Here is a 26,746-nt window from a genome sequence, read left to right on the forward strand (position 1 = left end):
TACCGGCTCCAACCTTCGCATCGACTCTTCATGCAGGTCACTATGATGAAAAAACTGTTCCTGATCCCCGTTTTCGCGGCGCTGTTCTCGTTCGGCAGCGCAGCTCACGCGCAAGTCGACCAGTCGAACCCGCAGGCGCTGATCAAGACGGCGACGCAGCAGGTGCTCGACGAAGTCAAGCAGCAGACGATCAAGCAGGGCGACACCAACCGCATCATTACGATCGTCAACAAGGACATCCTGCCGTACACGGATTTCCGCCGTACCACGCAGCTCGCGATGGGCCGCAACTGGCGCACGGCATCGGCCGAACAGCAGAAGCAGATTCAGGAGCAGTTCAAGCTGCTGCTGATCCGCACGTATTCGGGCGCGCTCGCGCAGTTGAAGCCGGACCAGCAGATCCAGTACCCGCCGTTCCGCGCCGATCCGGCCGACACCGACGTGGTGGTGAAGACGGTCGCGATGAACAACGGTCAGCCGGTCCAGATCGACTATCGCTTGTACAAGTCGGCGAATGGCTGGAAGGTCTATGACCTGAACGTGCTCGGCGCGTGGCTGATCCAGACGTACCAGCAGCAGTTCAACGAGAAGATCCAGCAAAGCGGCGTGGACGGCCTGATCCAGTTCCTGACGCAGCGCAACCAGCAACTTGCCTCCGGCAAGCAGGCGTCGTGAGCGGCTTCGAAGCAGGCTCTTCGCTGACCGTCGCGAGCGCGAAGTCCGCGCTCGCGGACGGTCTTGCGCGCATCGGCGCCGGCGCGACCGCCGTCGATTGCACGGCGCTGACGCAGTTCGACTCGTCCGCGCTCGCCGTGCTGCTCGCATGGCAACGTGCCGCCGAAGCGCGCGGCGCGACCCTCGACATCCTCAATCTCCCGCACAAGCTCGCCAGCCTCGCGCGCGCCTATGGCGTCGACGCCCTCATCGACGGCACCGGGCGACATTGACCCTGCCCGACCGAAGCCTGCCGCGCCAGCCGGCGCGCGCACGCTTCAGGCCGCGCGCCTCCTGCGCCGGCCCCACCAGCCGGTTTGCCCTATAATCAAGCGTTTTGCGGGGCAGCCAATCGGCGTCCGGCCCCCATTTTCTTTCGCAGCAAGCACAGAATAGGCGTCGCGGCCCTTGCGCCGCGCACAGTCATGTCAGCCATAGAAATCCGTCACGTCAAGAAGCGCTACAAATCGCTTCAGGCGCTCAAGGGCGTCAGCCTGTCGGTCGAGGAAGGCGAGTTTTTCGGTCTGCTCGGCCCGAACGGCGCAGGCAAGACCACGCTCATCAGTATCCTCGCCGGGCTTACCCGGGCCGATGAAGGCAGTATCTCGGTGCGCGGCCACGACGTCGTCAAGGACTTCCGCGATGCGCGCCGCGCGCTCGGCGTCGTGCCGCAGGAACTCGTGTTCGACCCGTTCTTCACCGTCCGCGAGACGCTGCGGATCCAGTCCGGCTATTTCGGGCTGCGCCGCAACGACGACTGGATCGACGAAGTGATGGCCAATCTCGACCTCACCGAGAAGGCCGACGCGAACATGCGCGCGCTGTCGGGCGGGATGAAGCGCCGCGTGCTGGTCGCGCAGGCGCTCGTGCACCGGCCGCCCGTGATCGTGCTCGACGAACCGACCGCCGGCGTCGACGTCGAATTGCGCCAGACGCTGTGGAAGTTCATCTCGCGCCTGAACCGCGAGGGCCACACGATCGTGCTGACCACCCATTACCTCGAGGAAGCCGAGTCGCTGTGCGACCGCATCGCGATGCTGCGCCGTGGCGAAGTCGTTGCACTCGATCGCACCGACGCGCTGCTGCGCCGCTTCGCCGGGCTGCAGCTGTACCTGCGCCTGGGGACTGGCGCGCTGCCGTCCGAGCTGCGCGGGCTGGAGTCCGACCCGGCCGCCCGCGCGCCGGGCGAGCACCTGCTGCGCCTGACGAGCTACGACGATGTCGAGCGGATCCTCGCGCAATGCCGCGCGGCGGGCTGCACGTTCGACGAGATCGAGGTCCGCAAGGCCGACCTCGAGGATGTGTTCGTCCAGGTGATGAACGGGGCCGAGGTGATCGAGGGTCTGGCATGAATCAACAATCCCCACGCGAACTTCGTTCGCTGCCCCCCGAGGGGGCGCCCGCCACTATCGGGGCGGCCCGGCGAGTGCCGGGAAGCGGCTTTCAAACGCTGTTCTACAAGGAACTGCTGCGCTTCTGGAAGGTGTCGTTCCAGACGGTGTGCGCGCCGATCGTGACGGCGCTGCTGTATCTGACGATCTTCGGCCACGCGCTGTCGGGCCGCGTCGAGGTGTATCCGGGCGTCGAGTACGTGAGCTTTCTCGTGCCGGGCCTCGTGATGATGAGCGTGCTGCAGAACGCGTTCGCGAACAGCTCGTCGTCGCTGATCCAGTCGAAGATCACCGGCAACCTCGTGTTCATGCTGCTGCCGCCGCTGTCGTACCGCGACATCTTCGGCGCGTACGTGCTCGCGTCCGTCGTGCGCGGGCTCGCGGTCGGCGCGGGCGTATTCGTCGTGACGATCTGGTTTGTCCCGATGCATTTCGCGGCGCCGTTGTTCATCATCGCGTTCGCGCTGCTCGGCTCGGCGATCCTCGGCACGCTCGGGCTGATCGCCGGGATCTGGGCCGAGAAGTTCGACCAGCTCGCCGCGTTCCAGAACTTTCTGATCATGCCGCTGACGTTCCTGTCCGGCGTGTTCTATTCGACGCACTCGCTGCCGCCCGTGTGGCGCGAGATCTCGCGTCTCAACCCGTTTTTCTACATGATCGACGGATTCCGTTACGGGTTCTTCGGCGCGTCCGACATCAACCCGCTCGCGAGCCTCGCGATCGTCACCGGTTTCTTCGTGCTGCTCGCGATGTTCGCGATGCGGCTGCTCGCGACCGGCTACAAACTGCGTCATTGATATCGACGGTGGCGGCCGCCACGGGCGGCGCGCGCCGACAGGAGCCTCTCATGTTGCCGACTCCCGAACAGGTCAAGCAATACATTGCCGGCGGTCTCGCCTGCACCCATCTGGAAGTCGAAGGCGACGGCCAGCATTTCTTCGCGACGATCGTGTCGGCGGCCTTCGAAGGCAAGCGGCCGATCCAGCGGCACCAGCTCGTTTATGCGGCGCTCGGCGATCGCATGAAGCAGGAAATTCACGCGCTCAGCATGAAGACGCTGACGCCCGCCGAATGGCAGAACGCATAACCGGAACCACTGAGTGCAAGTCACCGTCAACGAGTGCGACGCCGTCCAGAGCGTCGCCACGGCACACCCGGCCGCCAACGGGGAATCGCAGGGACATGGGATGGACAAGCTGGTGATCGAAGGCGGTCGCCGGTTGTCGGGCGAGATCGTCGTGTCGGGCGCGAAGAACGCCGCGCTGCCGATCCTGTGCGCGGGGCTGCTCAGCGCCGAGCCGGTCGAACTCGACAACGTGCCGAACCTGAAGGACGTGCGCACCACGCTGAAGGTGCTGAACCAGATGGGCGTGAAGAGCGAGACCGACGGCTGCCGCGTGCAGCTCGATGCGTCGCGCGTCGACAACCTCGTGGCGCCGTACGAACTCGTGAAGACGATGCGCGCGTCGATTCTCGTGCTCGGGCCGCTGCTCGCGCGCTTCGGCGAGGCGAAGGTGTCGCTGCCGGGCGGCTGCGCGATCGGCGCGCGTCCGGTCGACCAGCACATCAAGGGCCTGCAGGCGATGGGCGCCGAGATCAGCATCGAGCACGGCTTCATCGAGGCGCGCGCGAAGCGCCTGAAGGGCGCGCGCATCGTGACCGACATGATCACGGTGACGGGGACGGAAAACCTGCTGATGGCCGCGACGCTCGCGGACGGCGAGACGGTGATCGAGAACGCTGCCCGCGAACCGGAAGTGAGCGATCTCGCGCACCTGCTGGTCGCGATGGGCGCGAAAATCGACGGCATCGGCACCGACCGCCTCGTGATCCAGGGTGTCGAGCGGCTGCATGGCGCACGCCATTCGGTGATTCCCGATCGCATCGAGGCCGGCACGTTCCTGTGCGCGGTCGCGGCGGCGGGCGGCGACGTGATGCTGACGGGCGTGCGCCCGCACATCCTCGACGCGGTGATCGACAAGCTGCGCGAGGCCGGCGTGTCGATCGAGGAAGGCGACAGCTGGCTGCGCGTGAAGATGGACCGCCGCCCGTCGGCGGTGACGATCCGCACGTCGGAATACCCGGCGTTCCCGACCGACATGCAGGCCCAGTTCATGGCCCTCAATTCGGTCGCGACGGGCACCGCGCAGGTTGTCGAGACCATTTTCGAGAACCGCTTCATGCACGTGCAGGAGCTGAACCGGCTCGGCGCGAACATCACGATCGACGGCAACACGGCGCTCGTGACCGGCGTCGACAAGCTGTCCGGCGCGAACGTGATGGCGACCGACCTGCGCGCCTCGGCGAGCCTCGTGATCGCCGGGCTGCGGGCCGAAGGAGAAACGCTCGTCGACCGCATCTATCACCTGGACCGCGGCTACGACCGCATGGAAACCAAACTGACCGCCGTCGGCGCGAACGTGCGCCGCCTCTCCGGGAGCCAAGCATGACCGCGCCGCTGACCCTCGCCCTGTCGAAGGGCCGGATTTTCGAGGAAACCCTGCCGCTGCTGGCGGCCGCCGGCGTGCAGGTGGCCGAGGATCCGGAAACGTCGCGCAAGCTGATCCTGCCGACGACCGATCCGAACCTGCGCGTGATCATCGTGCGCGCCAGCGACGTGCCGACCTACGTCGAATACGGCGCGGCCGACTTCGGCGTGGCGGGCAAGGACGTGCTGGTCGAGCACGGCGGCTCGGGTCTGTACCAGCCGATCGACCTGAACATTGCGCGCTGCCGGATGTCGGTGGCCGTGCCGGCCGGTTTCGACTATGCGAACGCGGTGCGCCAGGGCGCGCGCCTGCGGGTCGCGACCAAATACGTCGAAACGGCACGCGAACACTTCGCCGCGAAAGGCGTGCACGTCGACCTGATCAAGCTGTACGGCTCGATGGAGCTGGCGCCGCTGGTCGGGCTGGCCGACGCGATCGTCGACCTCGTCAGTTCGGGCGGCACGCTGAAGGCGAACAATCTGGTCGAGGTCGAGGAGATCATGGCGATCTCGTCGCGCCTCGTCGTGAACCAGGCTGCGCTGAAGTTGAAGCGCACGGCGCTCAAGCCGATTCTCGACGCGTTCGAACGCGCGTCGCAGAATGGCAATTGAGCGCATCACCGTAACGGAATTCCCATGGCCATCACCATCCGCAAACTCGATTCGACGAGCGAGGGCTTCGACGCCGCGCTGCGTGCAGTGCTCGCGTTCGAGGCGAGCGAGGACGAAGCGATCGAGCAATCGGTCGCGAAGATTCTCGCCGACGTGAAGTCGCGCGGCGACGCCGCGGTGCTCGAGTACACGAACCGCTTCGACCGGCTGGACGCGAGCAGCGTCGCCGCGCTCGAACTGCCGCAGGACGCGCTGCAGACGGCGCTCGACGGCCTCGCGCCGAAGGCGCGCGCGGCGCTGGAAGCCGCTGCCGCGCGCGTGCGTGCGTATCACGAGAAACAGAAGATCGAGTGCGGCACCCATAGCTGGCAGTACACGGAAAGCGACGGCACGGTGCTCGGCCAGAAGGTCACGCCGCTCGACCGCGTCGGCCTGTACGTGCCGGGCGGCAAGGCCGCCTATCCGTCGTCGGTGCTGATGAACGCGATTCCCGCGCGCGTCGCGGGCGTCGGCGAGATCGTGATGGTCGTGCCGACCCCGGACGGCGTGAAGAACGACCTCGTGCTCGCCGCGGCGCTGCTCGGCGGTGTCGATCGCGTGTTCACGATCGGCGGCGCGCAGGCGGTCGGCGCGCTCGCGTACGGCACGGCCACCGTGCCGCCGGTCGACAAGATCTGCGGGCCGGGCAATGCATACGTCGCGTCGGCGAAGCGCCGTGTGTTCGGCACGGTCGGCATCGACATGATCGCCGGCCCGTCGGAAATCCTCGTGCTGTGCGACGGCACGACCGATCCGAGCTGGGTCGCGATGGACCTGTTCTCGCAGGCCGAACACGACGAGCTCGCGCAGTCGATCCTGCTGTGCCCGGACGCCGCGTTCCTCGAGCGCGTCGAGAAGGCGATCGACGAGCTGTTGCCGACGATGCCGCGCCGGGACGTGATCCGCGCGTCGCTGGAAGGCCGCGGCGCGCTGATCAAGGTGCGCGATATGGCCGAAGCGTGCCGGATCGCGAATGACATCGCGCCGGAGCACCTCGAGATTTCCGCGCTGGAGCCGCAGCAATGGGGCCAGCAAATCCGCCACGCCGGCGCGATCTTCCTCGGCCGCTACACGAGCGAAAGCCTCGGCGACTACTGCGCGGGCCCGAACCACGTGCTGCCGACGTCGCGCACCGCGCGCTTCTCGTCGCCGCTCGGCGTGTACGACTTCATCAAGCGTTCGAGCCTGATCGAAGTCAGCGCCGAAGGTGCGCAGACGCTGGGCGAGATCGCCTCCGAGCTCGCATACGGCGAAGGGCTGCAGGCGCACGCGCGTAGCGCCGAGCTCCGGATGAAGGGGTGACGCGCGCCGGAGCCGATGCCGACGCAGCGGTTCCGGTCGACGAGGAGACCCAGCGCAGGGCGGCAGCCGCCGCCCTGCCGGCCATTTGACGCCGGCGCGACGCACGCCGGCTTGAGACCATGACGACGCCACAAGACATCATCCGCCGCGACGTGCTCGCGATGACGAGCTACCCGGTGCCCGACGCGAGCGGCTTCGTGAAGCTCGACGCGATGGAGAACCCGTATTCGCTGCCGGCGCCGCTTGCGGCGGCGCTCGGCGAACGCCTCGCGCAGGTCGCGCTGAACCGCTACCCGGCGCCGCGCCCGGGCGCGCTGCTCGACAAGCTGCGCCGTGCGATGGGCGTGCCGGCCGCATGCGACGTGCTGCTCGGCAACGGCTCGGACGAAATCATCAGCATGATGTCGGTGGCATGTGCGAAGCCGGGCGCGAAGGTGCTCGCACCGGTGCCGGGCTTCGTGATGTACGAGTTGTCGGCGAAGTTCGCGCAGCTCGAATTCGTCGGCGTGCCGCTCAAGGCCGACCTGACGCTCGACGCCGACGCGTTGATCGCGGCGATCGCCGAGCATCGGCCCGCGCTCGTCTACCTCGCTTACCCGAACAACCCCACCGGCACGCTGTACGACGAAGCCGACGTCGAGCGGATCATCGCGGCCGCGCGGCACAGCCTGATCGTGATCGACGAGGCGTACCAGCCGTTCGCGGAGCGTTCGTGGCTGCCGCGTGCCGCCGAGTTCGACAACGTCGTCGTGATGCGCACGGTGTCGAAGCTCGGCCTCGCGGGGATCCGCCTCGGCTATCTCGCCGGCCTGCCGGCGTGGCTGACCGAGTTCGACAAGGTGCGCCCGCCGTACAACATCAACGTGCTGACCCAGGCGACCGCCGATTTCCTGCTCGACCACCTCGACGTGCTCGACGCGCAGGCGGCCGAACTGCGTGCGGAACGCACGCGCCTCGCGCAGGCCGTGGCCGCGCTGCCGGGTGCGACGGTGTTCCCGAGCGCCGGTAATTTCCTGCTGGTGCGCGTGCCGGACGCGGCCGCCGTGTTCGATGCGCTGCTCACGGAGCGGGTGCTGGTCAAAAACGTGAGTAAAATGCATCCGTTGCTGTCCGAATGCGTGCGGCTGACCGTCGGTTCTCCCGACGAAAACGCGCGCCTGCTGGCTGCTTTGAAACTCGCGCTGCCCGGTTGAGCCCAGGGCACGGCGGCGCGAGACGATCAATCCCCATTTACATCAGACTCATTCAAGGAATTGCCATGCGTGTGGCGGAAGTCGTTCGCAATACCAGCGAAACGCAGATCCGTGTGAAGCTCGATCTCGACGGGACGGGCCGGCAGAAGCTGGCCACCGGCGTGCCGTTTCTCGACCATATGCTCGACCAGATCGCGCGACATGGTCTGATCGATCTCGAGGTCGAAGCGCATGGCGATACCCATATCGACGACCACCACACGGTCGAGGACGTCGGCATCACGCTCGGTCAGGCTGTCGCGAAGGCGATCGGCGACAAGAAGGGCATCCGCCGCTACGGCCATTCGTACGTGCCGCTCGACGAGGCGCTGTCGCGCGTCGTGATCGACTTCTCGGGCCGGCCGGGTCTTGAATTCCACGTGCCGTTCACCCGTGCGCGGATCGGCACGTTCGACGTCGACCTGTCCATCGAATTCTTCCGCGGGTTCGTGAACCACGCGGGCGTCACGCTGCACATCGACAACCTGCGCGGAATCAACGCGCACCACCAGCTCGAAACGGTGTTCAAGGCCTTCGGCCGGGCGCTGCGTGGGGCGGTGGAGCTCGACGAGCGTGCAGCGGGGCAGATTCCGTCGACGAAGGGCAGCCTCTAACTTCCGAACGGACAGGACGCCAACGACAACCTCACGGCTTCGGCGCGGCGCGCCGGCTTGCGATGGATCTGCTCAAATCGTTCATTTCGCTGCTGGCGCTGATCAACCCGATCGGCGCGGTGCCGTTTTTCCTGAGCCTGACGGCGCAGCAGTCGGACATCGAGCGGCGCCGCACGATCCGGATCGCGTCGGTGTCGGTGTTCTGCGTGATGACGGTGACGACGCTGCTCGGGCAGCAGATCATCGACTTCTTCGGTATTTCGGTCGGCTCCCTTGAAGTGGGCGGCGGGATCATCATGTTGCTGATGGCGATCAACATGCTGAACGCGCAGATCGGCAACACGCGATCGACGCCGGAGGAGCGCCACGAGGCCGAGCTGAAGGACAACATCGCGGTCGTGCCGCTGGCGATTCCGCTGCTCACGGGCCCCGGCTCGATCAGCACGGCGATCGTCTATGCGGCGAACTCGCATCACTGGTATGAGCGAGCCGGGCTCGTCGCGATCGGCGCGGTCCTGGCTCTGCTGTGTTTCTTCGCGATGCGGCTTGCCGAGCCGATCGCGAACTGGATCGGCCGCACCGGCATCAACATCGCCACGCGGCTGATGGGTCTGATGCTGTCGGCGCTGGCGGTGGAATTCATCGTCAATGGACTGAGGGCGCTACTGCCTGCACTGAGATGAAAACTTCGATTGCGATTGTGGATTATGGGATGGGCAACCTGCGCTCGGTCGCGCAGGCGCTCAAGAAGGCCGAACCGGCCGCCGACGTGGCCATCGTCGATACGCCGGCCGCGATTCGCGCGGCCGACCGCGTCGTGCTGCCCGGCCAGGGCGCGATGCCCGACTGCATGCGCTGCCTCGGCGAGTCGGGGCTGCAGGAGGCCGTGATCGAGGCGTCGCGCACGAAGCCGCTGCTCGGCGTGTGCGTCGGCGAGCAGATGCTGTTCGACTGGAGCGCGGAAGGCGACACGAAGGGCCTCGGCCTGTTGCCGGGCAAGGTCGTGCGTTTCGAGCTCGAAGGCCGCCTGCAGGACGACGGTTCGCGCTTCAAGGTGCCGCAGATGGGCTGGAACCGCGTGCACCAGTCGCAGCCGCACCCGCTGTGGGATGGCGTGCCCGACGACGCATATTTCTACTTCGTGCACAGTTATTACGTGAGCCCGGACAACCCGGCGCACACGGTCGGCGAAACGGTATACGGCGCGCCGTTTACGTCCGCGGTCGCGCGGGACAACCTCTTCGCGACCCAATTCCACCCCGAGAAAAGCGCGGAGGTCGGGTTGCGTCTGTATCGCAACTTCGTACACTGGAAGCCGTAAACGTGGCGTGCGAGCCACAGTCGACCGGGCCGAACGGCCCGTCGCGCGGGGCTTGCCCGCTTAAGCGCCGAAAGAGTTGTACTAAACTAGCGAGACGGCGCGGCACCGGTTTGGCCGGTACGCGCCGGATTCTTTTCATTTTCCACGACGACACCCGATTGCTATGTTGCTGATTCCGGCCATCGATCTCAAAGACGGTCAGTGTGTGCGCCTCAAACAGGGCGATATGGACCAGGCCACGATTTTCTCCGAGGACCCGGCGGCGATGGCCCGCAAGTGGGTCGATCTCGGCGCCCGGCGGCTCCATCTCGTCGACCTGAACGGCGCATTCGCCGGCAAGCCGAAGAATCTCGAAGCGATCGAAGCGATCCTCGACGAAGTCGGCGACGAAATCCCCGTACAGCTCGGCGGCGGCATCCGCAGCCTCGAGACGATCGAGAAGTATCTCGACGCCGGCCTGTCCTACGTGATCATCGGCACTGCCGCCGTGAAGAACCCCGGCTTCCTGCAGGACGCGTGCACCGCGTTCTCCGGCAACATCATCGTCGGGCTGGACGCGAAGGACGGCAAGGTCGCGACCGACGGCTGGAGCAAGCTGACCGGCCACGAAGTGATCGATCTCGCGCGCAAGTTCGAGGACTACGGCGTCGAATCGATCGTCTACACGGACATCGGCCGCGACGGGATGCTGCAGGGCATCAACATCGAGGCGACCGTGAAGCTCGCGCAGGCGGTCGGCATTCCGGTGATCGCCAGCGGCGGCCTGTCGAACCTCACGGACATCGAGAACCTCTGCGAAGTGGAAGAGCATGGCGTCGAAGGCGTGATCTGCGGCCGTGCGATCTACTCCGGCGATCTCGATTTCGCGGCCGCGCAAAAGCGCGCGGACGAACTGAACGGCGAACTCGACAACGCGTAACCGCGGTTGTTCCGTTTGCCGGAGCTGCCCGCGGGCGGCTCCACCGGAAGCCTCGCGCGAGGCTTCCGTAACCGGCCGTCCCAGCGCGGCATTTGGCGCAACATCATGGCTCTAGCTAAACGCATCATCCCCTGCCTGGACGTGACTGCCGGGCGTGTCGTCAAGGGCGTCAATTTCGTCGAACTGCGCGATGCCGGCGACCCCGTCGAAATCGCGCGCCGCTACGACGAACAAGGCGCCGACGAACTGACCTTCCTCGACATCACCGCGACGTCCGACCAGCGCGACCTGATTCTGCCGATCATCGAAGCCGTCGCGTCGCAGGTCTTCATTCCGCTGACCGTCGGCGGCGGCGTGCGCGCCGTCGAGGACGTGCGGCGCCTGTTGAACGCCGGCGCGGACAAGGTCAGCATGAATTCGTCGGCGGTCGCGAACCCGCAGCTCGTGCGCGACGCGGCCGACAAGTACGGCTCGCAGTGCATCGTCGTCGCGATCGACGCGAAGCGCGTGTCGGCCGACGGCGAGGCGCCGCGCTGGGAAGTGTTCACGCACGGCGGCCGCAAGGGCACGGGCCTCGACGCGATCGAATGGGCGCGCAAGATGGCCGAGCTCGGCGCGGGCGAGATCCTGCTCACGAGCATGGACCGCGACGGCACGAAGTCCGGTTTCGACCTCGCGCTCACGCGCGGCGTGTCGGACGCGGTGCCGGTGCCGGTGATCGCATCGGGCGGCGTGGGCTCGCTGCAGGACCTCGCGGACGGCATCAAGGACGGCCGCGCCGACGCAGTGCTGGCCGCGAGCATCTTCCACTACGGCGAGCACACGGTTGGCGAGGCGAAGCGCTTCATGGCCGACCAGGGCATTCCGGTGAGGCTGTGATGAACACGGAAACGAAATCCCTGCCCGCGTGGCTCGACAAGGTCCGCTGGGACGACAACGGCCTCGTGCCGGTGATCGCGCAGGAAGCGTCGACGAACGACGTGCTGATGTTCGCGTGGATGAACCGCGAGGCACTGGCGAAGACGATCGAGACGCAGCGCGCGGTCTACTATTCGCGTTCGCGCAAGCGCCTGTGGTTCAAGGGCGAGGAGTCGGGCCACGTGCAGCACGTGCACGAGGTGCGGCTCGACTGCGACGAGGACGTCGTGTTGCTGAAGGTCGAGCAGGTGTCGGGCATCGCATGCCACACCGGTCGGCATTCGTGCTTCTTCCAGAAATTCGAAGGCACCGTGGACAGCGGCGACTGGGTCGCGGTCGATCCGGTGCTGAAAGACCCCGAACATATCTACAAATGACGCAATCGACCGAAGACACGCTGCTGCGCCTCGCGGCCGTGATCGATAGCCGCAAGGGCGGCGACCCCGAACAATCGTACGTATCGCGCCTGTTTCACAAGGGCGACGACGCGGTGCTGAAGAAGATCGGCGAAGAGGCGACCGAAGTCGTGCTGGCCGCGAAGGACGTGCGCCAGGGCGGCGCGCCGACGGCGCTGGTCGGCGAGGTGGCCGACCTGTGGTTCCATTGCCTGGTGATGCTGTCGCATTTCGACCTGAGCCCGGCCGACGTGATCGCCGAACTCGAGCGCCGCGAAGGTCTGTCGGGCATCGAGGAAAAGGCGCTGCGCAAGCGTCGCGAGCGCGAGGAAAACGGCGGGTGACGACGCGCGGCCTGCCGCGCCGACGACAGTGCGGTAAGCTGTAAGAATTGTCATCTAACGGGGGTAGCATCATGACCGATACGCCGAGCCAGTTTCCGACACCGTCGGTGCCGGGCGCAGCGGACGCCGAGCGACTGGCAGGTCTGCGCACGCTGACGCACGTGCTGTACGGCCTCTACGCGATTCATTGGCTGACGGGTGGCGTCACCGGGATCATCGCGATCATCATCAACTACGTGAAGCGCGGCGACGTGGCCGGCACGCCGTACGCCGACCATTTCGAGTGGCAGATCCGCACGTTCTGGCGCGCGCTGATCGCCTACGTGATCGGCTTCGCGCTGATGTTCGTGGTGGTGGGATTCGTGATCATGTTTGTCACGTGGATTTGGACGCTGTACCGTATCATCAAAGGTTGGCTGTACCTGAACGACAACAAGACGCTTGATCCGCAGGCCTGGTTCTGACCGGCGCACGGGCGTTTCGCAGGAGCAACATGAGTCACGATCCGAATTGCCTGTTCTGCAAGATCGCGGCGGGCGAGATCCCGAGCACGAAGGTGCACGAGGACGACGAATTCGTCGCGTTCCGCGACATCCGCCCGGCGGCCGAGACGCACGTGCTCGTCATTCCGCGCCGGCATGTGCCGACGCTGTCGGCGGCGAGCGAGGCCGATGCGCCGATGCTCGGCCGGCTGATGCTGCTGGTCGCCCGTCTGGCCGACCAGCTCGGCGTTGCATACACGGGGGGCGAAACCGGTTTTCGCACGGTGATCAACACGGGCCCCGGCGGCGGGCAGGAGGTCTACCACCTGCACGCGCACATCCTGGCCGGCCCGCGCCCGTGGCTGCGGATGGGTTGACGTGGCGGGGCGTTTCCCCGCATCGATAGTCGAAGCCGGCGTGCCGCCGGCGATTTGCGCCGCGACGCGGCGTGGTTGAGGAGAGGTTTCATCATGGGTGGATTGAGCATTTGGCACTGGCTGATCGTGCTGCTGATCGTCGCGCTGGTTTTCGGTACGAAGAAGCTGCGCAACATCGGCAACGACCTCGGCAGCGCCGTGAAGGGTTTCAAGGACGGCATGAAGGAAGGCGAGACACCGGCGGACACGCAGCAACTGCCGCGTTCGGGTTCGGTCGACGTCAACGCGAAGGAAACGACGCGTTCCGACTCGAACAAGGCGTAACGCCGGCACGCTGACAGGCATTCGCGATGCTGGATCTCGGTCTTTCGAAGATGGCGCTGATCGGCGTCGTCGCGCTCGTGGTGCTCGGCCCCGAGCGCCTGCCGCGCGTCGCGCGTACGGCAGGCGCATTGTTCGGCCGCGCGCAGCGGTACATCAACGACGTGAAGGCCGAGGTCTCGCGCGAAATCGAACTCGACGCGCTGCGGACGATGAAGACCGATTTCGAGTCGGCCGCGCGCAATGTCGAGACGACGATTCACGACAACCTGCGCGAGCACGAGAAGGAACTGAACGACACGTGGAACTCCGCGGTCGGCGGTCTTAACGAAGGCTCGGTCGATGCCGGCACGTACGGCTCCGACACGCCCGCGGCGCCGTCGTGGCGGGGCAGCATGGCCGCGCTCGCGCCGAAGCGTCGCAACTGGCGTGTGAAACAGGCGGCGACGCCTGTCTGGTACAAGCGCGCGACGACCCGCCGCACGCACGTGCAGTCGGGCGCCGCGCGTGTCGCGCGCCATCAGCCGGCCAGCCTGCGCCGGCCGACGCGCTTCTTCTGAGCCGAGCGCATGCTCGCTCGTCAATCCTACCGAGGGCCGGTGTGAGCGACCCCCAGCAGAATCCGGGCGACGCCCCGGAAGAAACCTTCATTTCCCATCTCGTCGAGCTTCGCGATCGCATCATTCGCGCGGGGCTGGCCGTGATCGTCGTGTTCCTCGGGCTCGTGTACTGGGCGCCCGACATTTTCCGGCTGCTTGCGCGGCCGCTGATGGAGAACCTGCCGAAGGGCGGCAGGATGATCGTGACCGACGTCACCGGCTCGTTCTTCGTGCCGATGAAGGTCACGATGCTCGTCGCGCTCGTGATCGCGCTGCCGATCGTGCTGTACCAGATCTGGGCGTTCGTCGCGCCGGGCCTGTATCAGCACGAGAAGAAGCTCGTCGTGCCGCTCGTCGGCAGCAGCTACGTCCTGTTCCTGTGCGGGATGGCGTTCGCATACTTCCTCGTGTTCCCGACGATCTTCCGTGTGATGGCGCACTACAACGCGCCGCTCGGCGCGGAGATGTCGACCGACATCGACAACTACCTGAGCTTCGTGCTCGGGATGTTCATCGCGTTCGGGGTCACGTTCGAGGTGCCGATCGTCGTCGTGCTGCTCGTCCGGATGGGTGTGCTGTCGCTGAAGAAGCTGAAGGAGATGCGGCCGTACGTGATCGTCGGCGCGTTCGTCGTCGCGGCGGTCGTCACGCCGCCGGACGTGTTCTCGCAGCTGATGCTCGCGCTGCCGCTCGTCGTGCTGTTCGAAATCGGGCTTCTGGCCGCGCGATTCTTCGTGCCGAAGCCGACGGAAGAACCCGAGGCCGAGAACGGCGCCGCGAGTTGATGAAGCGCGGCGCGCGGCGGTCGGCATGAGGGATGCCGTCGATGCGGCACCTCGACGACGCTGAATCCGGGCGGGCGATCGGGCGGTGCAGGCGGCGGGGATGAACGCAGCTCCGTCGCCGTGACGAAGGATCGTCGAAGCAAAACAAAAGGGCAGCCGATCAGGCTGCCCTTTTGCATTTCCATCGCTGGCCGGCAAGCGGCTCCGACACGCCGCCCGCCGGATGTCACTCGCTGTCGCTGTCCTGTTCGTCGAGCGTCTGCTTCGGCGGCGGCGGGCGCTTGCCGATCACCACGCTCACGTCGAACTCCTTGCCCTTGCGCACGACGTGCACCTTGGTCGGCGTGCCCGGCTTGATCTGCGCGACGGTGTTCAGCAACTTCGTCGTGTCGGTGATGTCGTCGCCGTTCACGCTCACGAGGATGTCGCCCGGCTTGATGCCGGCCTTGTCGGCCGGACCGCCCTGCAGCACGCCCGCGACGATCGCGCCCGACTTCTGCTGGAGCCCGAACGACTCGGCGATTTCCGGCGTGACGTCCTGCGGCTCGACGCCGATCCAGCCGCGCGTGACCGAGCCCGTCGTGATGATGCTTTCGAGCACGGTGCGCGCCGTCGACACGGGGATCGCGAAGCCGATGCCGAGCGAGCCGCCCGAGCGCGAGTAGATCGCCGTGTTGATGCCGAGCAGGTTGCCGTTCACGTCGACCAGCGCGCCGCCCGAGTTGCCGGGGTTGATCGGCGCGTCGGTCTGGATGAAGTTTTCGAACGTGTTGATGCCGAGATGGTTGCGGCCGAGCGCGCTGATGATCCCCATCGTGACCGTCTGGCCGACGCCGAACGGGTTGCCGATCGCGAGCACGACGTCGCCGACCCGCGACAGGTCGGAACGGCCGAGCGTGATCGTCGGCAGGTTCGTCATGTTGATCTTCAGCACGGCGAGATCGGTTTCGGGGTCGCTGCCGATCACCTTCGCGGTGGCCGTGCGGCCGTCGGCGAGCGCGACTTCGATCTGGTCGGCGCCGTCCACGACGTGCTGGTTCGTTAGAATGTAACCTTCAGGGCTCACGATAACGCCGGAGCCGAGGTTGGCGGCAGGTTCGTCCTGCTGCTTGCGGGCGTTGCGGTCGCCGAAGAAGTAGCGGAACAGCGGATCCTTCGCGCGCGGATCGGGCGGCAGCGAGCCATCCTTGCTGGAGAAGACGTTGACGACGGCGGGCATCGCCTTTTGCGCGGCCTCCGCGTATGACGTGGTCGCCGGTGCACCGCCGATGCCCGGCGCGACTTCCCGCAGCGCGACGATCGGCGTGGCGAGCTGCTTGCCGAGCTGTCCTTGCCGTTGCAGCCATTGCGGCTTGAGCGTCACGACGATGAACATCAGCGCGAGCAGTACGGTCACCGCCTGCGCGAAGAACAGCCAGAAGCGTTTAAGCATCTGAATGGATTAGAGGTTTATATGGATCGGATCGAACTTGAATTGTACTTGAACAATACCCTTGAAACCGCGCGCTTCAAGGACTATTGCCCGAATGGCCTCCAGGTCGAGGGGCGTCGCAAGATCGAGAAGATCGCCACCGGCGTGACGGCGTCGCTCGCGTTCCTCGAAGCCGCGCTCGAATGGGGGGCGGATGCGGTGCTCGTCCATCACGGCTATTTCTGGCGCAACGAGGCGCCGCAGATCACCGGCCGCAAGTACCGGCGCCTGAAGCTGCTGCTCGCGAACGACCTGAACCTGTTCGCGTTCCACCTGCCGCTCGACGCGCATCCCGAGTTCGGCAACAACGCTCAGCTCGGCGAGAAGCTCGGACTGATCGGCGAGCAGCGTTTCGGCGACGGCGACCTCGGCTGGATGGCCACGCTGCCGATGCCGGTCACGCTCGAGCACTTCGTCGCGAAGGTCGAGCGCACGCTCGGCCGCACGCCGCTCGTGCTCGGCGATCCGGAGATGCAACTGCGCCGCATCGCGTGGTGCACGGGTGCCGCGCAGAGCTATTTCGATGCCGCGATCGACGCCGGCGCCGACGTGTTCCTGACCGGCGAAGTATCGGAACCCGTCACGCACGCGTCGGCCGAGAGCGGCGTCGCGTTCGTTGCGGCAGGGCACCATGCGACCGAACGCTACGGAATCCAGGCGCTTGGCGCTCACTTGTCCGAAGAATTCGATATCGAACACCTTTTTATCGATATTCATAATCCGGTCTGATCGACGGATTTGCGGCGGCGCATCGAAATTTCACAATGTAGCATCCGCTTAAAAGCGAAATGATTTAATCGCTCCGATAGTGGGGGGAAACCCTTAACTATCAACTACTTCGAAGGGATTTTCATCTCCGGGCCTTGTAAATGGCGACTCCATTCGCGCAAACTAGCGGCGGAATGAAAAGTCGTGACGGAAAATCCAACTCAGAAGTGGGGCGTGTGATGCGAGACAAGGAAGAGAAACGCGTCGACAGCGGCCGCCGTACCTGGCTGATTGCGACATCCGTAGCAGGTGGCGTGGGAGGCGTAGCCACCGTCATACCTTTCGCGGCGTCGCTTGCGCCGTCCGCGAAAGCGAAAGCGGCCGGAGCCCCGGTCGAGGTCGACATCAGCGGCCTGAAGCCCGGCGAGATGGTCACCGTGCCGTGGCGCGGCAAGCCGGTCTGGATCCTGAACCGCACCGACGACATGCTCGCCGACGTCGTCAAGGCCGACAAGGAAGTGGCCGATCCGACCTCGAAATCCCCGTATTCGATGCCGTTGCCCGCGTATTGCGCGAACGAATATCGAGCGCGGGCCGATCGCAAGAACATTCTCGTCGTGATGGCCGTGTGTACGCACCTCGGCTGCACGCCCAGCCAACGCTTCACGCCGGGTCCGCAGCCGAACCTGCCGGACGACTGGCCGGGCGGTTTCCTGTGCCCGTGCCACGGTTCGACCTACGACCTCGCCGGCCGCGTGTTCAAGAACAAGCCGGCGCCTCAGAATCTCGATATCCCGCCCTACATGTTCACGTCGGCGACGACCCTCGTGATCGGCAAGGACGAGAAAGGAGAAGCGTGATGGCCGACAACAAGGAAGTCTCCACGACAGGTCTCACCGGCTGGATCGACCAGCGCTTCCCGCTCACGTCCACCTGGAAGAAGCACGTTTCCGAGTACTACGCGCCGAAGAACTTCAACTTCTGGTACTTCTTCGGCTCCCTCGCGCTGCTCGTGCTCGTCAACCAGATCGTCACGGGCATCTTCCTGACGATGAACTACAAGCCCGACTCGATGCTCGCATTCGCGTCGGTCGAGTACATCATGCGCGAGGTGCCGTGGGGCTGGCTGATCCGCTACATGCACTCGACCGGTGCATCGATGTTCTTCGTCGTCGTGTACCTGCACATGTTCCGCGGGCTGATGTACGGGTCGTACCGCAAGCCGCGCGAGCTCGTGTGGATCTTCGGTTGTGCGATCTTCCTGTGCCTGATGGCCGAGGCGTTCTTCGGCTACCTGCTGCCGTGGGGCCAGATGTCGTTCTGGGGCGCGCAGGTGATCGTGAACCTGTTCTCGGCGATCCCGTTCGTCGGCCCTGACCTGTCGTTGTGGATCCGCGGCGACTATGTCGTGTCCGACGTCACGCTGAACCGCTTCTTCGCGTTCCACGTGATCGCGATTCCGCTCGTGCTGGTCGGCCTCGTGATCGCGCACCTCGTCGCGTTGCACGAAGTGGGGTCGAATAACCCGGACGGCATCGAGATCAAGGCGAAGAAGGACGCGAACGGCATTCCGCTCGACGGCATCCCGTTCCATCCGTACTACTCGGTGCACGATTTCTTCGGTGTCTGCGTGTTCCTGATGGTGTTCGCGCTGATCGTGTTCTTCTCGCCGGAGATGGGCGGGTACTTCCTCGAGTCGAACAACTTCGTCCCGGCGAACCCGCTGCAGACGCCGCCGGAGATCGCGCCGGTCTGGTACTTCACAGCGTTCTACGCGATGCTGCGCGCGACCACCGACCCGTTCAAGATCGTGCTGATGATCGTGATCGCGCTGCTCGGCGTGCTCGCGCTGATCCGCGCGCGCGGCAAGTGGAAGGTCGGCCTGCCCGTATTGGCCGCGGCGATCGTCGTGTTCATGTTCCTGACGGAATCGAAGTTCTGGGGCGTCGTCGTGATGGGTTCCGCGGTGATCACGCTGTTCTTCCTGCCGTGGCTCGACCGTAGCCCGGTGAAGTCGATCCGTTACCGTCCGTTGTTCCACAAAGTGTTCCTCGGGATCTTCGTCGCGGCGTTCCTGACCCTCGCGTTCCTCGGCACACGGCCGCCATCGCCGGCCGCGACGCTGATCGCGCAGGGCTGCGCGCTGATCTACTTTGCGTTCTTCCTCGGCATGCCCGTCTGGACACCGCTTGGCACGTTCAAGCAGCCGCCGGAACGGGTGCGCTTCAAGCCCCATTAACGTGAGCGAGGAGAGAACGACATGAAGAAACTGCTTTCGACGCTCGCACTGATCGGGGCAACGGCCGTGGCGCTGCTGGCGGCGCCGGCCGTGCGCGCGGAAGGTAATTTTCCGCTCGACCGGGCGCCCGATAACACGGAAAATCTCGTTTCGCTTCAGCACGGCGCGCAATTGTTTGTAAACTATTGCCTGAACTGCCACAGCGCGAACCTGATGCGCTACAACCGTCTGACGGATCTGGGCATATCCCAGAAGGAGATCGAAACGAATCTCCTGTTCACGACCGACAAGGTCGGGAACACGATGTCCGTCGCGATGCGGCCCGAAGACGCGAAGAACTGGCTCGGCACCTCGCCGCCCGACCTGTCGGTCGAGGTGCGGGCGCGCGGCCGCGACTGGCTCTACACGTACCTGCGGAGTTTCTACCGCGACGATACGCGGCCGAGCGGCTGGAACAACGCGGTGTTCGAGAACGTCGGCATGCCCCATGTATTGTGGCAACTGCAGGGGCAGCGCACTGCCAAATTCGAAGACAAGACGGACGAGGAGACGGGCGAGAAGGTCCACAAGCTCGTCGGCTTCCAGCAGGTCACGCCGGGGACGTTGTCGTCGCCGGACTATGATGCTGCGGTGGCCGACCTGGTGGCCTATATGACATGGATGTCCGAGCCGGCCCAGCAGACCCGCAAGCGCCTCGGCGTGTGGGTGCTGGTCTTTCTCGGTGTCCTGACTTTCCTGGCCTGGCGGCTCAATGCCGCGTACTGGAAAGATATCAAGTAAACACGCCTGACCGGCGTGGGGCCGGCGCAAGGCGGAACCCGTGAAAGGGGTTGCGCCGCGTGTCGGCCCTCGGCTTTTTTGAGGAAACGCAAATATGATGGTTCTGTATTCCGGCACAACTTGCCCGTTCTCCCAGCGTTGCCGGCTGGTGCTGTTCGAGAAGGGCATGGATTTCGAGATCCGTGACGTCGACCTGTTCAACAAGCCGGAAGACATCTCGGTGATGAACCCGTACGGTCAGGTGCCGATTCTGGTCGAGCGCGACCTGATTCTGTACGAATCGAACATCATCAACGAATACATCGACGAGCGCTTCCCGCACCCGCAACTGATGCCGGCCGACCCGGTGCAGCGCGCACGTGCACGCCTGTTCCTGCTCAACTTCGAGAAGGAGCTGTTCGTTCACGTCAGCACGCTCGAGAACGAAAAGGGCAAGGCCGCGGAGAAGAACCATGAGAAGGCACGCCTCGCGATCCGCGATCGCCTGACGCAGCTCGCACCGATCTTCGTGAAGAACAAGTACATGCTCGGCGAGGAGTTCTCGATGCTCGACGTCGCGATCGCGCCGCTCTTGTGGCGTCTGGATCACTACGGCATCGAGCTGTCGAAGAACGCTGCGCCGCTGATGAAGTACGCCGAGCGGATCTTCAGCCGTCCGGCCTATATCGAAGCACTGACGCCGTCCGAAAAGGTCATGCGTCGTTGATGGTGCAATGAGTGCATGACGGAGCGGGCGGCGCGGCGTGCCGCGTGCCCGCTCCGGGTTCGAGGATTGTGATGCAAGAGATTTCAACGAAACCTTATCTGCTGCGCGCGTTGTACGAGTGGTGCACTGATAACGGTTACACGCCGCATATCGCGGTGAGGGTCGACAACTCGACGCGCGTGCCGCGTCAGTTCGTGCGTGACGGCGAGATCGTGCTCAACATCAGCTTCGAGGCGACGAGCCAGCTGCAGATGGGTAACGAGTGGATCGAGTTCACCGCCCGGTTCTCCGGGAAGGCGCACAAGATCGAGATTCCGGTGGCCAACGTGCTCGCGATTTACGCGCGGGAGAACGGGCAGGGGATGGCGTTCCAGGTCGATGCGGTCGCGGGCGAGGGCGCGGATTCGGGCGCGTTCGAAGACGATGCCGCGCAGGCGGAAGATGCGCCGCGTGACGAGTCGCCTGCCGTGTTGACGCCGGTCGTTGATGGCGGGGCGAACGAGGAGCCGTCCGAAGGTGCCGACGAACCGCCGAAAACCGACGGCGACGGCTCGAAAGGCGGCAGACCTCGCCTCAAGATCGTGAAATGAGGTAGAATCTCGCGCTTACGCCGGCTTAGCTCATCTGGTAGAGCAGTTGATTTGTAATCATCAGGTGGCGGGTTCGAGTCCTGCAGCCGGCACCAAACACTAGTTTCAAGTAGTACCCGGAAGTCCCAAAACCCGCGTCCAGCCTAGCGCTGACGCGGGTTTTTTGTTTCGGGACGTGCCGTGCGAGGCCGGGGCATCCCCGAAATTTGGGGGTATGACTTCGAGGATTTGGGGGTATGCCGTACCCCGGCGCACAATGAAATCGCCCGCACCCCAAGCTGACAGAAATCGGTGCGATGTTGAATCATCGGTGCGATGTTGAATCGCAATCGTGATTACCTGAAGCGTCTTTGATTGCGACCGGGGGCCAGGGTGTAAGCGGTGGCAGCGATGTTGCGTATGACGGATCACAAGGCGCTGCCTCATCGCAACATCACGTCGTTTCGCCGTGCAGCTTCGGCGTCTTGTGTAGCTCGACCCAGACACCGTTGAGTTGATCATCCTGTACGTTGAACCGACGCAGCCAACCTTCGGTCGCTACGACCGTATTTAGCAGGGGCGCGGTACTGTCCAGTGTCCCGTCTTGCAGCGTATCGACCTCATCCGCGATGATCGGCCGCAGCGCGTGGTTCAGAATGACGTACGCGGCGGGTGGAGATACGGGAATGCCTGGTCCATTGGATACGCCGGACTGCGGCGCGACGCCGGCCTGAATAATCAAGCCCCCGTTCCCCAGCGGAATACGGGCGAACCAATCTGGCGGGAGTCCGAGCGCCGATGAGCCGCCAACAGCCGCGACCAAGTCCGCATTGAGCGCGTTGAGCCAGTCAACCGTTTTGATCTTCGTGTAGAGCTTGCGGACGGTCGAGCGCATTGGATCGCCGACGTCGATGCCAGGGCCGAAGTGGCGCGCGTAGAAATACTCGCTTGCTTCGTTCGGCCGACGCCCCATCGGAGGTACGTTCACGGCTAGCCCGCCATGGCCATTGACTGTCGGCAGCGCTTCAGCGAACGCGCGGAACATCGCTTCGAATACGCCGGGGCGGTATGCGATAAATGCTCGCGGCACCGTGAAGGCCAACCCGTCGAGCCCGCGTTTCCGTGCAGCCTTCTTTTCGCTAAGTGCGAACACAGTGAATTCATAGAACCCGGTCGCGAGTTTGTGCTCTGCGCTGGTGATCGCGACCGCAAGGGCGTCGTCGGAGGGAACGTTCGTCACGAGGCTTTCGAATCCCGGAGACTTGTCGTACTGGATCGGCTCTTCTCCCTCGGAATAGAACCAGCGCAGCGGCCCGGACTTCGACGGCGTCTGGCCGGCCGCCACTTCGAGCGCGTGTTGATATTCCTCGATCGCCGCGTTGTACTGCTTGAAGCAGCGCACCAGTGCTTGCCGAACCTCCGACGTGAAACCGTTGCGGAAGTAAAGCACGCCCCGCACTACAAGAGCGGCACCCGTGATCCCTTTTTGGTGCGCGGGCTCGTAAAGCCCGAAAGGCATGGTGTCCGCGCGGCGCGGATCTTTGGCCCAAGCTTCAATTTCGTCGTTCGTCATGGCGTCAAAGCGGGAGCGGGAATGCAGGTGGTGGCAATGAAGGCGCGGTCGGGAGCGGTGGGCCTCCAGGCGCGCTGCTATTGCCGCCGAACAAGTCGTCAAGCTCGGATTGTCGCGCGGATTGCTTCGAGCGCGAAGTTTCCTTCTGGCCGTCGTCGTCGCCGCATCCGCAATCAGCCGCGCCGAGGTGAACAAACTTCGACGGGCCGCCCGCGATTTCGATGTAGTCGTCTTCCTGATCAGGGCCGTATCGATCGCCGGGGAATTTCATTTCCACGACGGTCTTGATATTCGATTGCTCCGGAGGTTTCGACGGGTCGTTCACGATGACGACGTCAGGGCGGCGGACGTCGCCTTTCTCGTATTTCCTGCCCTTGCTGGGCCACACGTCCTTGATCCATTGGCGAATGCCCGAATTGGGCTCCAGCGGATCGTCGTAGTCCATGATCGGCTGGGGTGGATTCGTCGTCATATCGTACGGTTGTTCCGGCCTGTATTCCGTTGGAACGCCCGACTGCATCTTCGACACCTCATTGGGCAGCCCGAGGCGCATCTCGACGCAGCGCTGCCGCTGGATTGTCCCGGCTTTTGTCGCGACGCCGATCCGACGGCACTCGCAGAACGTGTGACACAGAACTTTCCGGTCCTTCGGGGAGAGTTTGGGGGCGCTTAATCCAACCTGCGTTGTCTGGCCACTGGTGCTCGAGCCCCCAGTTGACGACCCTGGGGAGTAGGGGCCGGTCATGCATCGCTCCCGGGCTGATGGAACGACAGCGATGCAGCTTGGTGACTGCTGATCCAATCGGTGTGGCCGCTCGCGTCCGTCGTGCCTTGGATCGTTTGGCCGTCCGCCGACGTGACCGTGTATGGGTGATTCGGAATCGGCGCGCGTGTCTTGTCGTCGACGAACTGGAAGCGGCCGCGATATGCGCCATCGTCTTGCGCGGTCGTCTGCGTGACTACGCTCTTGCCTGCGCCAACCGAGCCGCCTGCGCCGGAGGTCGGCTCTACCGTCGCCATGCCTTGCGATGCTATCAGCGTCGCACCGCATGCAGTCTTGTCGCCTTCGGTCGCCACAGCCCGGCCGCCAAACGTCATGCTGCGAACGCGGACGCCGATGATTGGGTAGGCGCCGCTGCACTTGGGACACGACACCATGTCGCCTTCGAGCGCGAGTGGCTTGCCGAAGACGATGTTGGTAGACAGACGTGCAGGCGAGCACCCGGCCACCGTGCGAAGTCGTATCGCCTTCCCGAATGAACGCAGAACTCATGCCGAATCCTCTGTTGAAATTTTGCGAGGACTGTAGCACGCACCGAATAAGGGTAACTACGCTGTCAAAGTTGCCGGGAGGCTTCGCAGGTGAATGGCGCGGTGCAATTTTTGACCGCCAAAGTCACTTTTCATTGAACACAAGGCCAGCTTTTGCCGTGGCATCGGGGAGGGCTGCGGCACGGGAGTTTCTTTGCGCGCAGCGTTCCAGACCGCAGGGTGCTTCTCGACACGGCTGGCGTCATGCGCCGTATTTGCCGGCTATCTCCAACTTTGTCTCCAAGTAAATGAGTGTTTTGGAGATACACTTGGAGATACTCGGACCCTTGCCCAGTAAGGCTTCCGGGGTGAATTGAGCATATGTCTCCAAATCTCCAGAAGTTTTCTGTTCGGGCGGCCGACGATCGGCGACTTACGCCACAATTTTTCGCTCGATGGCCTCCTCCGCATGGGCTCAACCGATTGGGGGTATGTTTGGGGGTTCAGATTCCAATCGCCGATTCCATTTTCGTTTTGAATCAATGGATTGGATAAGGATTGTTGATCCTGCAGCCGCCGGGAGATTTTTTCTCCCGGCCCTTCGTCGTTTCAGCGCCGCGAGTCGACAAATCTGACGCGGGGACACGGGGCGCATGGCAAGCCCGCTTCAGTGCATTTCAGCGCATGCATGTGTGGACACGCGCATGCGGGATTTCTCGACTCGGTGCCGTACATTTCCTGGCCGGCCCGCGCCGCGCTTATCAGGAGCGGCGCATTCACCCGGTTGCAATGCCTCCCTCACCAAGCGATGCCTTGGCGCCGCAGCCAGTCTTCCAGGCAATGTCTGCAAACGAGCAATCTGCCGTCTGCGATGAGCGCGGTCGTCGGTATCGGTCGACCAGATGTGCGCTCCTGATTTGCTGTCACGGCCGCGTCACGATGGCCCAATAACGTTGCACGTCCCTGCCGTGACGTCCGCATTCAGCGGATCCGATGACATCGCACCGCGCAGGGAGCGGCTGGCTCCTCGCGACGACGTGCTCTCGTCGCAAACAGCCGCGCACTCTCGCATTCACAAGCCTTCGGGCCATTTCATCAAAAGAGACAATCGACGCCGATTCGAACCGGATCGCGGACGATCAGGAGACAAGGATCATGCTGAGTCCGCACGAATTCTCGATGCTGCTGCGCATTGCCCGCGCACCGGACAGTGTCGACCCGTCGAATCCGGCGTTCGCCGTACTCGTCGAAAAGCGGCTCGTCGACGATACGCAGGTACGTGTGAGTGCGGTGGCCGCGCGCCCGGCGCTGACGCCGATCGGCCAGATGCTGCTTGCGCGCTTCGACGAAGCGGCTTGAGGGGAAGGGAAGAGTAATGCGGTTGCGCGTCACGCCTTCGCCGCAGCGAAGGACGTGACGCAACGCAAGCGCGGCGAACCGCTTACTGCGCGACCGGCACCGTCACGTCGCTGCCGAACCAGTGCATCGAGATCTTCTTCAACGAGCCGTCCTTGCGCAGCGACTCCAGCGCATCGTTGATCGCCTTCTCGAACTTCGGATTGCCCTTGCGGAACGGGATCGCCATCTCCTGCTTGCCGCCGTTCAGCACCGCGCCCGAGCGCAGCGGCAGGTTCGACGTCTTGATCATGTACGGCAGCATCAGGCGGTCGTCGAGCGTCGCCTCGATCCGGCCCGCGGCGAGGTCACGCAGCTTTTCCGGTGCGCCGGGATACGTCTGCACCTCGATGCCCGGCACGCTGCGTGCCATCTGGTCGTAGTTGGTGCCGAGCGTCACGCCGAGCTTCTTGCCCTTGAAATCCTCGAGCGACTTGAAGTTGCGCGTGTCGTCCTTGCGCTGAATCAGCTGCGCTGCCGAGTACGTGTACGGCTCGCTGAAGTCGAGCGCTTCCTTGCGCTGCGGCGTGATCGTGACCTGGTTGACGATCACGTCGAACTTGCCGGCCTGCAGCCCCGCAATGATCCCGCTCCATTCGGTCGGGACGAATTGCGTCTTCACGCCGAGCTTGCCGGCAACGGCATTGGCGACATCGACGTCGAAGCCCTCGAGCTGTCCCGACGTGCCGCGCGAGTTGAAAGGCGGATACGTGCCTTCGAGGCCGACGCGCAGCACGCCGGCTTTCTTCACCGAGTCGAGCAGGTCTTCCGCATGGGCGGCAACGGCCGTGAAACCGAGGGCCGACGCGAGCAGCAGGCCCGACAGCAGGAACTTCGAGCGTTTCATCGCAGATCTCCAGTGTTCAGTGTGGTAATCGAGCGCCGGGCATCGGTCGTGCCCGGACTGGGCCGGAATACGGGCACGTAGACACTACTCGCAACCGGGCCGCGCCGGAAGTCGAATTGGCCCTGATTGCATCGATTTCAGCGGGTCATGGGTGAACAGTTCGGCGTGACGTCATGGCGCGTACGTGTCGAACAGGCGTTCGAACGGTTCGACCGGGCCGCTCGGAATACGCTTGAAAAACTCTTTTAAATCAGTTCGATTTTCGGAGTCTCGCAGTAATTTGTCTGTAAGATCGCGCGAGCGAAATCGCATAGCGCGCCATCCGAGGGCGCGTCAAAAGAAGAAAAGGCCGTT

The 26,746-nt window shown here is 64.4% G+C and carries 32 protein-coding genes, 1 tRNA gene and 1 pseudogene; 29 read left to right on the forward strand and 5 right to left on the reverse strand.

The features are described from left to right. The first annotated feature begins 45 nt into the window (after positions 1-45). The 21 genes from WS66_RS14425 to tatC all read left to right on the forward strand — a co-directional run bounded on the left by WS66_RS14425 (position 46) and on the right by tatC (position 14,853). Complete coding sequence (locus WS66_RS14425; RefSeq protein WP_059599895.1) at positions 46-675, forward strand: MlaC/ttg2D family ABC transporter substrate-binding protein; 630 nt, start codon at positions 46-48, stop codon at positions 673-675. Beyond that, positions 672-947 carry an STAS domain-containing protein gene (locus WS66_RS14430; protein ID WP_059599809.1) on the forward strand — a complete coding sequence of 92 codons (276 nt, stop codon included), beginning with the start codon at positions 672-674 and terminating at the stop codon, positions 945-947. The genes WS66_RS14425 and WS66_RS14430 overlap by 4 nt, the downstream gene beginning before the upstream one ends. A 192-nt stretch (positions 948-1,139) precedes the next feature. Beyond that, on the forward strand, positions 1,140-2,066 hold the full coding sequence (locus WS66_RS14435) for an ABC transporter ATP-binding protein (protein WP_059599810.1): 927 nt from the start codon (positions 1,140-1,142) through the stop codon (positions 2,064-2,066). Continuing rightward, positions 2,063-2,902 (forward strand): ABC transporter permease, encoded by an 840-nt coding sequence (locus WS66_RS14440; protein ID WP_226118283.1) that lies wholly within the window; start codon positions 2,063-2,065, stop codon positions 2,900-2,902. The genes WS66_RS14435 and WS66_RS14440 overlap by 4 nt, the downstream gene beginning before the upstream one ends. Positions 2,903-2,952: 50 nt before the next feature. Further along, a complete protein-coding gene (locus tag WS66_RS14445) occupies positions 2,953-3,192 on the forward strand; it encodes a BolA family protein (RefSeq protein ID WP_006477131.1) in 240 nt (79 codons plus the stop codon). A 13-nt stretch (positions 3,193-3,205) separates the two neighbouring features. After that, a complete protein-coding gene (murA, locus tag WS66_RS14450; protein WP_059599812.1) occupies positions 3,206-4,555 on the forward strand; it encodes a UDP-N-acetylglucosamine 1-carboxyvinyltransferase in 1,350 nt (449 codons plus the stop codon). Further along, complete coding sequence (hisG, locus tag WS66_RS14455; RefSeq protein ID WP_059599813.1) at positions 4,552-5,205, forward strand: ATP phosphoribosyltransferase; 654 nt, start codon at positions 4,552-4,554, stop codon at positions 5,203-5,205. The genes murA and hisG overlap by 4 nt, the downstream gene beginning before the upstream one ends. Positions 5,206-5,229: 24 nt before the next feature. Then, positions 5,230-6,546, forward strand: coding sequence for a histidinol dehydrogenase (hisD, locus tag WS66_RS14460; protein WP_059599814.1), 1,317 nt, complete (start codon positions 5,230-5,232; stop codon positions 6,544-6,546). Positions 6,547-6,665: 119 nt separating this feature from the next. Then, positions 6,666-7,739 (forward strand): histidinol-phosphate transaminase, encoded by a 1,074-nt coding sequence (gene hisC / locus WS66_RS14465; protein ID WP_059599815.1) that lies wholly within the window; start codon positions 6,666-6,668, stop codon positions 7,737-7,739. A 65-nt stretch (positions 7,740-7,804) separates the two neighbouring features. Next, on the forward strand, positions 7,805-8,392 hold the full coding sequence (gene hisB, locus WS66_RS14470) for an imidazoleglycerol-phosphate dehydratase HisB (protein WP_059599816.1): 588 nt from the start codon (positions 7,805-7,807) through the stop codon (positions 8,390-8,392). A 62-nt stretch (positions 8,393-8,454) separates the two neighbouring features. After that, positions 8,455-9,075, forward strand: a complete 621-nt coding sequence (locus WS66_RS14475) for a YchE family NAAT transporter (protein WP_059599817.1) — start codon at positions 8,455-8,457, stop codon at positions 9,073-9,075. Next, positions 9,072-9,713 (forward strand): imidazole glycerol phosphate synthase subunit HisH, encoded by a 642-nt coding sequence (gene hisH, locus WS66_RS14480; RefSeq protein WP_059599818.1) that lies wholly within the window; start codon positions 9,072-9,074, stop codon positions 9,711-9,713. The genes WS66_RS14475 and hisH overlap by 4 nt, the downstream gene beginning before the upstream one ends. Positions 9,714-9,876: 163 nt before the next feature. Beyond that, on the forward strand, positions 9,877-10,632 hold the full coding sequence (gene hisA, locus WS66_RS14485; protein ID WP_039366646.1) for a 1-(5-phosphoribosyl)-5-[(5-phosphoribosylamino)methylideneamino]imidazole-4-carboxamide isomerase: 756 nt from the start codon (positions 9,877-9,879) through the stop codon (positions 10,630-10,632). A 105-nt stretch (positions 10,633-10,737) separates the two neighbouring features. After that, positions 10,738-11,511: an imidazole glycerol phosphate synthase subunit HisF gene (gene hisF, locus WS66_RS14490; protein ID WP_059599819.1), complete on the forward strand. Its 774-nt coding sequence runs from the start codon at positions 10,738-10,740 to the stop codon at positions 11,509-11,511. After that, positions 11,511-11,927 (forward strand): phosphoribosyl-AMP cyclohydrolase, encoded by a 417-nt coding sequence (gene hisI / locus WS66_RS14495; RefSeq protein WP_044845954.1) that lies wholly within the window; start codon positions 11,511-11,513, stop codon positions 11,925-11,927. Before hisF ends, hisI begins: the two co-directional genes overlap by 1 nt. After that, entirely contained in the window at positions 11,924-12,289 is a 366-nt protein-coding gene (locus tag WS66_RS14500) for a phosphoribosyl-ATP diphosphatase (RefSeq protein WP_044845953.1), read from the forward strand. The genes hisI and WS66_RS14500 overlap by 4 nt, the downstream gene beginning before the upstream one ends. 71 nt (positions 12,290-12,360) lie before the next feature. Then, positions 12,361-12,753 (forward strand): DUF4870 family protein, encoded by a 393-nt coding sequence (locus WS66_RS14505; protein ID WP_059599820.1) that lies wholly within the window; start codon positions 12,361-12,363, stop codon positions 12,751-12,753. A 29-nt stretch (positions 12,754-12,782) separates the two neighbouring features. Beyond that, positions 12,783-13,148: a histidine triad nucleotide-binding protein gene (locus WS66_RS14510; RefSeq protein WP_044845951.1), complete on the forward strand. Its 366-nt coding sequence runs from the start codon at positions 12,783-12,785 to the stop codon at positions 13,146-13,148. 93 nt (positions 13,149-13,241) lie between these two features. Continuing rightward, a complete protein-coding gene (tatA, locus tag WS66_RS14515) occupies positions 13,242-13,472 on the forward strand; it encodes a Sec-independent protein translocase subunit TatA (RefSeq protein ID WP_059599821.1) in 231 nt (76 codons plus the stop codon). 26 nt (positions 13,473-13,498) lie between these two features. Continuing rightward, a complete protein-coding gene (gene tatB / locus WS66_RS14520; protein WP_059599822.1) occupies positions 13,499-14,029 on the forward strand; it encodes a Sec-independent protein translocase protein TatB in 531 nt (176 codons plus the stop codon). A gap of 41 nt (positions 14,030-14,070) precedes the next feature. Then, entirely contained in the window at positions 14,071-14,853 is a 783-nt protein-coding gene (tatC, locus tag WS66_RS14525) for a twin-arginine translocase subunit TatC (protein WP_059599823.1), read from the forward strand. Positions 14,854-15,079: 226 nt separating this feature from the next. Here tatC and WS66_RS14530 read toward each other — a convergent pair whose 3' ends face one another. Continuing rightward, a complete protein-coding gene (locus WS66_RS14530; protein WP_059599824.1) occupies positions 15,080-16,285 on the reverse strand; it encodes a Do family serine endopeptidase in 1,206 nt (401 codons plus the stop codon). Positions 16,286-16,306: 21 nt separating this feature from the next. Here WS66_RS14530 and WS66_RS14535 point away from each other — a divergent pair, with 21 nt between their 5' ends. From WS66_RS14535 to WS66_RS14565, 7 genes are all read left to right on the forward strand, one after another. Beyond that, positions 16,307-17,053, forward strand: coding sequence for a Nif3-like dinuclear metal center hexameric protein (locus WS66_RS14535; protein ID WP_059599825.1), 747 nt, complete (start codon positions 16,307-16,309; stop codon positions 17,051-17,053). A 218-nt stretch (positions 17,054-17,271) separates the two neighbouring features. Continuing rightward, positions 17,272-17,892 carry a ubiquinol-cytochrome c reductase iron-sulfur subunit gene (gene petA / locus WS66_RS14540; RefSeq protein ID WP_059599826.1) on the forward strand — a complete coding sequence of 207 codons (621 nt, stop codon included), beginning with the start codon at positions 17,272-17,274 and terminating at the stop codon, positions 17,890-17,892. Then, positions 17,889-19,271, forward strand: a complete 1,383-nt coding sequence (locus tag WS66_RS14545) for a cytochrome b (RefSeq protein ID WP_108064681.1) — start codon at positions 17,889-17,891, stop codon at positions 19,269-19,271. Before petA ends, WS66_RS14545 begins: the two co-directional genes overlap by 4 nt. A 21-nt stretch (positions 19,272-19,292) precedes the next feature. Beyond that, on the forward strand, positions 19,293-20,051 hold the full coding sequence (locus tag WS66_RS14550; RefSeq protein ID WP_059599828.1) for a cytochrome c1: 759 nt from the start codon (positions 19,293-19,295) through the stop codon (positions 20,049-20,051). Positions 20,052-20,145: 94 nt separating this feature from the next. Further along, on the forward strand, positions 20,146-20,757 hold the full coding sequence (locus WS66_RS14555) for a glutathione S-transferase N-terminal domain-containing protein (protein ID WP_006400565.1): 612 nt from the start codon (positions 20,146-20,148) through the stop codon (positions 20,755-20,757). Positions 20,758-20,828: 71 nt separating this feature from the next. Then, positions 20,829-21,347 carry a ClpXP protease specificity-enhancing factor gene (locus WS66_RS14560; RefSeq protein ID WP_059599829.1) on the forward strand — a complete coding sequence of 173 codons (519 nt, stop codon included), beginning with the start codon at positions 20,829-20,831 and terminating at the stop codon, positions 21,345-21,347. Between the two features lie 19 nt (positions 21,348-21,366). After that, positions 21,367-21,442, forward strand: a tRNA-Thr gene (locus tag WS66_RS14565). 338 nt (positions 21,443-21,780) lie between these two features. Here the strand turns inward: WS66_RS14565 and WS66_RS14570 are convergent. From WS66_RS14570 to WS66_RS14580, 3 genes and pseudogenes are all read right to left on the reverse strand, one after another. Beyond that, complete coding sequence (locus WS66_RS14570; RefSeq protein ID WP_059599830.1) at positions 21,781-22,899, reverse strand: DUF3396 domain-containing protein; 1,119 nt, start codon at positions 22,897-22,899, stop codon at positions 21,781-21,783. A gap of 4 nt (positions 22,900-22,903) precedes the next feature. Next, entirely contained in the window at positions 22,904-23,644 is a 741-nt protein-coding gene (locus WS66_RS14575; protein WP_059599831.1) for a VRR-NUC domain-containing protein, read from the reverse strand. Then, positions 23,641-24,172 (reverse strand): annotated as a pseudogene (locus tag WS66_RS14580) (PAAR domain-containing protein). The gene WS66_RS14575 and the pseudogene WS66_RS14580 overlap by 4 nt, the downstream one beginning before the upstream one ends. Positions 24,173-25,305: 1,133 nt before the next feature. Between WS66_RS14580 and WS66_RS14585 the strand changes: the two are divergent. Further along, a complete protein-coding gene (locus tag WS66_RS14585; RefSeq protein ID WP_059599832.1) occupies positions 25,306-25,509 on the forward strand; it encodes a hypothetical protein in 204 nt (67 codons plus the stop codon). Between the two features lie 82 nt (positions 25,510-25,591). Here the strand turns inward: WS66_RS14585 and WS66_RS14590 are convergent, their stop codons facing one another. Further along, the gene (locus WS66_RS14590; RefSeq protein ID WP_059599833.1) at positions 25,592-26,392 is read right to left on the reverse strand and encodes a cystine ABC transporter substrate-binding protein; all 801 of its coding nucleotides are present in this window, start codon (positions 26,390-26,392) and stop codon (positions 25,592-25,594) included. Between the last annotated feature and the right edge of the window lie 354 nt (positions 26,393-26,746).

The organism is Burkholderia sp. LA-2-3-30-S1-D2 (assembly GCF_001523915.2).
GTDB lineage: Bacteria > Pseudomonadota > Gammaproteobacteria > Burkholderiales > Burkholderiaceae > Burkholderia > Burkholderia diffusa.